Raw genomic sequence first — 9,375 nt, 5'->3', positions numbered from 1 at the left:
TTTGTTATCGGGAGACATATCTATTTACTCGGATAACTGCGTTATTAATAAAACTAACGTTATGGTACTAGTGATTAAGCTAAAAATCGGAGAAATATCGCGCACTACCTCCGAGGTTATTCGCTGTACCGGCTGCACGTATATTATATCACCAGGTAATATTTTTAATGATGCCTGCTTCACACCTTCAATAGTTGATAAGTCAATGAGCCTTACTTCCGGATCATCTAAATTACCCCGAATAAGGCGAATATTATCGGTCCGGGAAACAACTCCTACTCCACCCGCTAGAGCTAACACTTCTATAAGGCTCATATTTTCATTCTCTAAAGGAATTACTTGCCCACCTACTGATCCTAGTACCACTACTCGTTTATTAACGTACCGCAGTAGCACGTAAGTATCTTCGTAAAACTCTTCGTACTGCTGTTTTAATAAGTCAGTCGCCTCTTTTAGTGTGAGGCCAGCAATTTTCACTTCACCCACCATAGGAAGTTCTACTACGCCATTGCTTAGTACCAGATACCGCGGTACTTGTCGCATTTGGTTATTTTGGTTCATCATACCTACTTCACGAGCGATTTCCTGATTGGGGTCAATTAGTAACTCACCATCATTTGTATATACTTCTACTTCCAAAAAATCGTTGGGTTGAATTATATAGTTTTTGTCGGCATCTTCTACAGCTATTTTTAATTCTTCTTTAAGAATTTCCTGGTCTGTACTAAACAAGATACGATTACGATACGCCCCACAGGAACTCAGCAAGAATAAAAAATAAACACTGATAATAGTTAAACGGAAGAATATTTTCAATAGAATAATTCTTAGGTACTTTGTTTCTGGTATTCGGACAAACGGGGCAACGCTAAATCTTTTTCGGAGATGATGGGTTGCTGAATATCATACTTTTCTAACTCCCAATCGATAGCAAGGTCAGCATCGTTCCAAATGATTCCGGCTTCAGAAGCTTTATTATAAACATTGGTACACTGGTAGCTAAAAACACTTTCTTCTAGTGCGACAAAACCGTGGGCAAACCCCTCGGGTACGTAAAATTGATTGCATCTCTCACTATCCAATATGATACTTTCGTATTGCCCAAAAGTGGGAGAGTCTTTCCGAAGGTCAACCGCTATATCTAGCACCTTGCCTTTACTTACATTTACTAGTTTACCTTGCTGATAAGGCGGCAATTGCATATGCAACCCGCGTAGTACCCCTTTGAGTGAATAAGATTGATTCGACTGGACAAATTGCCGATCCACGCCAATTTCTTGGTATTTCTCTATATGAAATGTTTCCAAAAAGAAGCCACGACTATCTTGATATACGTTCGGGATGATCTCTATCAACCCTTCAATTGATGTTTTTCTTACCTCCATACTGCTTATAAGCAATTTTATGATAATAACTGGGAAAAGAAAATGCTTCCCACAACAAATTTTTTAGTTTACATTCATTTCGTCTATGGCTCGAACGTATGTATCGACTACCACTTTTTGACTAAATTTGGTTTGTACTATTTCGCGTCCTCGTGCTCCCATTACGCGAATTTCTTCCTTATCAAGTTGGGCTATCATCAGCATTTTTTCGGCCAAATCAGCAGCATCTTTCACTTTACAGAGCAACCCGTTTACTCCATGCTCTACTACGTGCCGACAACCGGGAGTATCTGTGGCTACAATGGGCTTTTGTAGACTAGCCGCTTCTAGCAGGGTTCGGGGTAAGCCTTCACGATACGAAGGAAGCACCACACAATCAGCCTGTTGAATGATTAAGCGTACATCGTCAGTAGTTCCTAAGTAATCAATAACATCGCTCTGAGCCCATTGGTCCACTAACTCTACCGGGATTCCTCGCTTGTGATTAGGATCTTTAGCCCCTAGTAGTTGGCATCGCACTGCAACGCCTCGAGACTTCAGATATTGGGAGGCCTCAATGTACTCTACAATTCCTTTATCATAAATCAATCTGGAAATAACTAAAAAGGTAAATGTAGGTTGAGAAGATTGCTGATCTTCAGGCTGAAACTTTAGTGTATCAATTCCTGAGCCAGGAACTACATCTGCCTTACTGCTATCTAACAGCCCCTCTCGGATAAACAGATCGTGGTCATCCGGGTTGTGAAAAAAGACTTTTTGAGAAAACCGGAATGATACACGATATAACCACTTGGCCACGGCTGAAACCATTCCATCTTGCAAAAAGACGGTACCCAATCCACACACATTATTAATAACGGGAATTCTCAAATAGCTGGCTGCTAACGTCCCATAGATATTAGGTTTTACAGTAAAATGTAGAATCAGGTCTGGTTCTAACGTATTATATAAGCGGTATAATGCTAGAATTAGGGATGCATCGCGAGCAGGATTTACTCCCCGGCTATCCATATTTATATCATACAATGTCAATCCGGTTTCCCTTAAGCGATCAGAATAATCGTCGGGAGGAGCAATCGAAATCACTTGGTGTCCTTGCTGCTGAAGGGCTTCAATCAACCCCAACCGGAAGTTGTAGATGTTCCAAGCGGTGTTGGTAACAAGCGCAATTCTCATGAAAATTATTAATTGTAAGCCGTCTGTTTCTTCAATGTAATTACTACTAAGAAGAGAGTGGGCTGATAGTTGAACCCAATATACCATTTCTGGATTTTAACTAATAACTACTTCAAAATTAAAGCGAGAGGCACTATGTAACTTTTACAAGAAATTAGCTATAAGCGAAATAGAAAAGAAGAAGAAAAGAGAAAAAATTAGTATAATAGCAAGAAACTATTATACTGGAATTATATATTTAGCCACATAATGGAGGACAAATCGCTGTAAGAAAAGTAGTCAGGTAGTATTATTGGTACATTTCCTTGAAGCGACCCGGGTCAAATTCAACCATTAGGCTGTACACAGTATCAAACACCGTTTCTACATTAGGCTTTGAAAAATAATCTCCATCGGAACCATAGGCCGGACGATGCGCTTGGCTAGTAATAGTGCGAGGCTGAGAATCTAAGAACTGATAGGCTTGTTGCCCTTCCAGCACCTGCTGCATCATGTAAGCTGACGCCCCACCAGGAACATCCTCATCGGCAAACACTACTCGGTTAGTCTTTTCAATAGATTTAACAATCCGATGGTTCACATCGAAGGGTAATAGCGTTTGTACGTCAATTACTTCACAAGAAATACCAACTTCGGCCAATTCATCTGCCGCCTTCATTATAATGCGGCACATAGAACCGTAGGTCACAATCGTTACGTCATTCCCTTCTCGTAGTATCTCCGGCTGCCCTAGAGGCACGGTAAACTCACCTATATTGTTGGGCAGCTTTTCTTTCAATCGATAACCATTCAGGCTCTCTACAATTAAGGCTGGATCGTCTGACTGTAGCATAGTATTGTAAAAGCCAGCCGCCTGCACCATATTTCGGGGAACTAATATATAAATGCCTCGCAAACTATTTAGTATAGCCCCCATTGGTGAGCCAGAGTGCCAAATGCCTTCCAACCGGTGCCCCCGGGTGCGAATAATAAGTGGCGCACCCTGTCCGTTCATAGTCCGGTACCTAAGTGACGCCAAATCATCTGTTAGAGTAGCTAAGGCATAATAGATATAGTCTAAGTACTGTATTTCAACAATTGGACGCAGACCGCGCAATGCAGCGCCAATGCCTTGCCCAATGATAGAAGGCTCACGAATACCTGTATCGGTCACTCGCAAAATACCATGTTTGTCTTGTAATCCGGCAAAACCCTGATTAACATCTCCAATCTTACCTACATCTTCTCCAATGGCAAAAATGCGTGGATCATGAGCCAAAGCCTTATCAAAGCAAGCATTGAGGACTTGGTGGCCATCTACCGTTGAGCTATTTTTGCTAAATACTGGAGAAACAACTGGGACATTCAGCGCAGATTTCTTAGTCTGGCTATAAAGATGGCTACTATATCGCTCTGCATTATCTTCCCTGTAGGAAGTTAGCCACTGAATAAGCTGATCACGCGCTTCGTGCTGTTCGTTTCGTACTAAACGAAGCGTTTTCTTAATCAAGCGCATCGCATCCAAACGGCTGACATTGGGTCTCTTCTCTACTTGCTTAATAAGCTGCTGAATATTTGCTCTTTCTGGGCTAACTTGGGCAACTGTAGCAGCTAGTTGTTTGGCTCGGCTAATTTCTGTATTTAACTCGCTATGATAGGCTTTCCAAGCAGCATCTCGTGCTTGTCGAGCTGTATGTTTAGCGGTTTCTTCAATTTCATCTAAATGCTTTTCGGAAGCAAAACCATTATTGATAATCCACTCCCGCATTTTTCGATTACAATCGTATTCACTCTCCCAAGCCAATCGCTCTTCGGATTTGTATCGCTCGTGCGATCCTGAGGTAGAATGGCCCTGGGGTTGAGTTAACTCTTCTACGTGGATTAGTATCGGAACGTGCTTTCTTCGCGCCAGGCGAGTAGCCGCTTGGTATACTTCACAAAGATTTTCGTAGTCCCACCCTTTTACTGTAATAATCTCAAGCCCCTCTTTTTCCTGCGTTCGCTGAAATCCTTCTAATGCTTCCGAAATGCTTTCTTTGGTAGTATGATATTCGCTAGGCACTGAAATTCCGTAACCATCATCCCACACCGAAATCACCAAAGGCACTTGTAAAACGCCCGCTGCATTCACTGTCTCCAAAAACATACCTTCTGAAGTAGAAGCATCCCCAATAGTGGCAAACGTAACTTCACTTCCATTTACCGAAAACCGACCCATGTCGCGCAGATCAGGATTCTGACGATATAGCTTGGATGCGTAAGCCAATCCTAGTGAACGCGGGATTTGCCCCGCCGTAGGTGAAAGATCTGATCCGGTGTTGTATTGGTCGGTTTGAGAATGAAATTGCCCAGTTTCAGGATCAATCAGACGGGTGCCGAAGTGTGAGTTCATAGAGCGCCCACCGGAAGAAGGCTCATGCTCTATATTGGCGTGGGCGTAAATCTGAGCGAAAAACTGCTGTATAGTAATTTGCCCGGTGGCAAACATAAATGTCTGGTCGCGATAATAACCCGAACGAAAGTCACCCTTTCGAAAGGCTTTAGCCATCGCAATTTGGGCTACCTCTTTGCCATCGCCAAATACGCCAAACTTGGCTTTGCCCATAAATACCTCTTTCCGGCCTAATAGGCTAGTGTGGCGACTTTCCCACGCAAGGCGATAGTCGTTTAGAATTTCTTCTATAGATAAGTCAAGTGCTATGTGGTCTTGCGTTGTTTTCGATTCCATGATTCAAGGATTACATTGAATCAAATTCATTCTTGAATTCAAATATCGTTGTAAAACTGCCTTTAAAAATACGAAAAAGGCGCGCATTTCTCAAACGTACCTTCTCTTCATATTCGTACCTTTTTCATCTAACTACAGCTTTCCGCTATCTATATAACAGAGAAATAACTAAAATTAATTTGCCGAACAATAGATATTTTTTCTCCTTTTGTGTTTAAGTAAAGATTCCCTAGCTTTGCCCCGCTTTTTTGTATGAATACAGTACGTACCATATTAGCCGAGCAGTCTCGGATTATTCCTGTCCTAACGCTAATCCTACTACTTTGGGTTACCGGCGGTACAACTATGCAATTGCCTCAGGGCGAAGGTAGTCCGACAAATACCGAACAGTCGGTTCCGGCAGATGATGCTGACCAAACTACAACAATCTCCAACTTTCAGGAGGCTGTTATCCCTATCAGTAAAATCCATATTTCATTTGTATATCATTTTCTTCGGGAATGGGTGGTGATTGAAGAAGACACTTCAATCATCTCAATAAACGTTCCTCTTCCCCCAAGTCAGTTCTTCCTGACACTCTTCCGGCAAATCATTTCGCCTAACGCCCCTTAGCAATCTACTCTTAACCTCTTTCTGAAAGTTCGCTTATCTATCGAAGAATATATTCAGCCGAGCTTTCACTTCAATTCAATATTAAAAAGTTAGTTTAATCATTAATCATTACAATTATGCGGAACCGAAGTGGTATCGTTATTCTTACCGTCCTCGTCTCCTTACTCTGCATTTACTATCTATCGTTTACGGTGGTTTCTAACCAAGTGCAGAAAAAAGCTGAGACTTATGCAACTGATGCCGAGGGCAACATTGATTTTGCCAAGAAGCAGGATTATCTGGACTCAGTGTGGACCGAGCCGGTCTACAATCTATTAGGCGTAGAATACACCTACGAAGAAGTAAAAGAAACCGAGCTGAACCTCGGTCTGGATTTACGGGGCGGTATGCACGTAGTGCTGGAAGTTTCACCTACCGAAATTATTCGGGCACTTTCAGGCAATAGCAAAGATGCCGACTTTCTTAGCGCGATAGAACTTGCCCAAGAACGGCGAGTGAATAGCCAAGAGCGATTTGTTACTTTATTTGCTGATGCTTTTCAAGAAGTAGCTCCGAACAAAGAGTTGAGTCAAATTTTTGCTAATGCGGCTAACCGAGGACGAATTAGCCGTAGCTCTACTAATAATGAGGTAATAGAGATTATTGACGAAGAGGTAGAAAATGCCATCGACCGCTCATTCAATATTCTTCGTACCCGAATTGACCGATTCGGTACCTCTCAGCCAAATATTCAGCGATTGCAGGGAACCGGGCGGATTCAGGTAGAACTACCCGGAGTAGACAATCCCGAACGAGTGCGTAAACTATTACAGGGAGTTGCGAAGCTAGAATTCTTGCAAGTATATAACTCTCCCGAGCTAGGCAGTGCAATTCAGGCCGTTAATGGCTTACTGGTATCTGAAATGGAACCGGGCGAAGGCGAATCCTTGGCAGATGCTCTAGCCGACGAAGGCGAAGACGATTTATCGGACTTAAACCCTACCGAAGATTCGGAAACACTGGAGGGCGCGCTCGATCAGGACAACATACCTGAGATTGCTGAGAATGAAGGTGAAGATGATCTGGAGGCGCAACTATCAGGTGCGGATGCTGACTCTACTGCCCTAGATTCTATGATAAATTCTCAAGTCTCGCCCCTGTTTAGTCTAGTTCAGAATGGCTTCGGCGGTTTAGCCTACCGAGTGGAAGACACCGCTAAAATTAACGATATTTTCCAGCGGGAAGACGTGCAGTCGTTACTGCCTTCTGACTTGAGCTTGGCTTGGCAGGTAAAACCGGACGATGAGCAAAATCAGGTGCTACAATTATTTACGCTTAAGCGAGAGCGAGGTGGAAAAGCCCCTCTCACGGGAGAAGTAGTGACTAACGCTCGTCAGGATTACGACCAGAATGCTCGTCCGGCAGTAAGTATGCAGATGAACTCCGAAGGAACTCGCTTGTGGCGTCGCCTTACTGCCAATAGCGTAGGGCAGCAAATTGCCATTGTCCTCGATAATCGAGTGTATTCGGCCCCGGTGGTGAACGAAGAAATTCCGAGCGGAAGCTCAATCATTTCCGGAAACTTTGAGATTCAGGAAGCCCAAGATTTAGCCAATATTCTGGAAGCTGGCGCGTTACCCGCTCCCACTCGTATTGTGGAAGAAGCTATTGTTGGTCCTACCCTAGGCCGAGTAGCTAGAGAGCAGGGAGTTACCTCTATTCTAGCCGGACTGGGACTGGTGGTGATCTTCATGGTGGTCTACTACGCTAAAGGCGGATTGGTAGCTAACGTAGCCTTGCTATTCAACATTTTCTTCGTACTGGGCATCTTGGCGCAGCCAACCGTTGGTGCTGCGCTAACCTTACCTGGTATTGCTGGTATTGTACTAACCATTGGTATGGCAATTGATGCTAACGTGCTAATCTTTGAGCGGATTCGGGAGGAACTGCGAAACGGAATGCGACTGAAGGCGGCAATAAAAACCGGATACAATAAAGCCTACAGCTCGATTATTGACTCCAACGCTACCACGTTCTTGACGGCGTTGATTCTATTCATTTTCGGACAAGGACCCGTACGTGGTTTTGCCGTAACACTGATGATTGGTATTATTTGCTCATTCTTCTCAGCGGTATTTATCACCCGAGTAATTATTGAGTGGATGACTCGTAAGGGTGATGAAAGCAATGTTTCCTTCTCTATGCCCTTCTCTGGTAATCTGCTTAACAACTTAAACTTTGACTTCATGTCGAAGCGAAAAGTCGCGTATATTTTTAGTGGTGCCTTCATCGGTCTGGGAATGATTGCTCTCATCTCCCAACCCCTCAATTTGGGTGTGGATTTTAAAGGAGGCCGCTCGTACGTGGTAACTTTTGATGATACAGTGATACCTTCCGATTTAATGACCTCTCTTTCGGATGACTTTGAGGATAAAGCGGTAGAAGTGAAAACCTTCGGGGCGACCAATGTGCTGAAGATTACAACCAGCTACTTAGTAGGCGATGAATCGGATGAGGCTGATGCGGATGTACGCCAGCGCTTATTGGGCGGGATTGCCGAGTTTACCGGAGGTAATTTTGTAGAGAATACGGCGGAGTTAGGAGAAAACCAGTTTACAATTTCTAGCTCTTCTAAAGTAGGAGCTACCATCGCCGACGACATTCTGAATGCTTCCCTGGAGGCGATTGTCTTCTCACTGATCGTAATCTTTCTTTATATTCTAATTCGTTTCCGAAAGTGGCAGTACAGTACCGGGGCAATTATTGCGCTATTCCACGATGTACTGTTTGTACTAGGGGCGTACGCCATTGCCGGTTTACTTGGACTGCGCTACGAGGTAGATCAGGTATTTATTGCGGCCATGCTTACTATTGTAGGTTACTCTATTAACGATACCGTGATTGTATTTGACCGTATTCGGGAAACGTTAGGAGTAAAACCCCGGCTACCCTTGGCGGAAGCAGTTAACGAATCGGTGAACAATGTAATGAGCCGTACGCTGATTACCTCACTTACTACCCTATTAGTGGTCTTTATCCTACTGGTATTTGGGGGTGAAGTGCTACGCGGTTTCTCGTTTGCCTTGTTTATCGGTATACTGGTAGGTACGTACTCATCGGTATACATTGCATCTCCGGTAGTGGTAGATCTGACGCAGCGCCGTCAGGAGGCCCCAGCTAGAAAGCCGCAGAAAGTCTAAAGGAATATTTTATAGATCTCGTTGAAAAATCATAAGGTGCTGCTGCGGTAGCACCTTTTTGTTTTCGATCAATTCAAGACCTACTGCTTCCATTTCTTTTGTGGCCTGGGCTTCGGTCATTTTGTGCCTGGGCTTAATAGGAACCGATGGGTCTTCTTCTCGATATTCTACCACAGCCACTTTCCCCGTAGCTGATATAGAGTGGGCGATCGCCGAAATCATTTCGTAGGGATGAGAGAACTCGTGGTAAGCATCCACCAGTAATACCCAATCTACTGAGTCTTTAGGTAATTTTGGATCTTCCACTGTACCCAAA

The 9,375-nt window shown here is 43.7% G+C and carries 6 protein-coding genes and 1 pseudogene; 2 read left to right on the top strand and 5 right to left on the bottom strand.

Annotation, left to right across the window (positions count from 1 at the left end):
* Positions 1 to 24: 24 nt before the first annotated feature.
* From WBA23_RS15775 to WBA23_RS15760, 4 genes are all read right to left on the bottom strand, one after another.
* Complete coding sequence (locus WBA23_RS15775) at positions 25 to 768, bottom strand: polysaccharide biosynthesis/export family protein (RefSeq protein ID WP_424583247.1); 744 nt, start codon at positions 766 to 768, stop codon at positions 25 to 27.
* Positions 769 to 827: 59 nt separating this feature from the next.
* Positions 828 to 1,385, bottom strand: coding sequence for a dTDP-4-dehydrorhamnose 3,5-epimerase (gene rfbC, locus WBA23_RS15770; RefSeq protein WP_424583246.1), 558 nt, complete (start codon positions 1,383 to 1,385; stop codon positions 828 to 830).
* Positions 1,386 to 1,448: 63 nt separating this feature from the next.
* A complete protein-coding gene (locus WBA23_RS15765; protein ID WP_424583245.1) occupies positions 1,449 to 2,561 on the bottom strand; it encodes a glycosyltransferase family 4 protein in 1,113 nt (370 codons plus the stop codon).
* Between the two features lie 289 nt (positions 2,562 to 2,850).
* On the bottom strand, positions 2,851 to 5,268 hold the full coding sequence (locus WBA23_RS15760) for a thiamine pyrophosphate-dependent enzyme (RefSeq protein ID WP_424583244.1): 2,418 nt from the start codon (positions 5,266 to 5,268) through the stop codon (positions 2,851 to 2,853).
* Positions 5,269 to 5,520: 252 nt separating this feature from the next.
* Here WBA23_RS15760 and WBA23_RS15755 point away from each other — a divergent pair, with 252 nt between their 5' ends.
* Both WBA23_RS15755 and secDF read left to right on the top strand, forming a co-directional pair.
* Positions 5,521 to 5,880 carry a hypothetical protein gene (locus WBA23_RS15755; RefSeq protein WP_424583243.1) on the top strand — a complete coding sequence of 120 codons (360 nt, stop codon included), beginning with the start codon at positions 5,521 to 5,523 and terminating at the stop codon, positions 5,878 to 5,880.
* Between the two features lie 116 nt (positions 5,881 to 5,996).
* Positions 5,997 to 9,059, top strand: coding sequence for a protein translocase subunit SecDF (gene secDF, locus WBA23_RS15750; RefSeq protein WP_424583242.1), 3,063 nt, complete (start codon positions 5,997 to 5,999; stop codon positions 9,057 to 9,059).
* A 9-nt stretch (positions 9,060 to 9,068) separates the two neighbouring features.
* Here secDF and WBA23_RS15745 read toward each other — a convergent pair.
* Positions 9,069 to 9,375: pseudogene (locus tag WBA23_RS15745) on the bottom strand (SAM-dependent methyltransferase); the annotation flags it as partial.

Origin of the sequence: Tunicatimonas sp. (assembly GCF_049647865.1) — a bacterium.
Taxonomy (GTDB): Bacteria; Bacteroidota; Bacteroidia; order Cytophagales; family Cyclobacteriaceae; genus Tunicatimonas.
Note: the sequence above shows the minus strand (reverse complement) of the source record. Positions and strands in the feature narration are given on the sequence as shown.

What these genes read in the sequence shown, in the direction of transcription:
- rfbC (WP_424583246.1), bottom strand. Translation starts at nt 1,385, where the DNA reads ATGGAGGTAAGAAAAACATCAATTGAAGGGTTGATAGAGATCATCCCG.
- WBA23_RS15765 (WP_424583245.1), bottom strand. Translation starts at nt 2,561, where the DNA reads ATGAGAATTGCGCTTGTTACCAACACCGCTTGGAACATCTACAACTTC.
- WBA23_RS15760 (WP_424583244.1), bottom strand. Translation starts at nt 5,268, where the DNA reads ATGGAATCGAAAACAACGCAAGACCACATAGCACTTGACTTATCTATA.
- WBA23_RS15755 (WP_424583243.1), top strand. Translation starts at nt 5,521, where the DNA reads ATGAATACAGTACGTACCATATTAGCCGAGCAGTCTCGGATTATTCCT.
- secDF (WP_424583242.1), top strand. Translation starts at nt 5,997, where the DNA reads ATGCGGAACCGAAGTGGTATCGTTATTCTTACCGTCCTCGTCTCCTTA.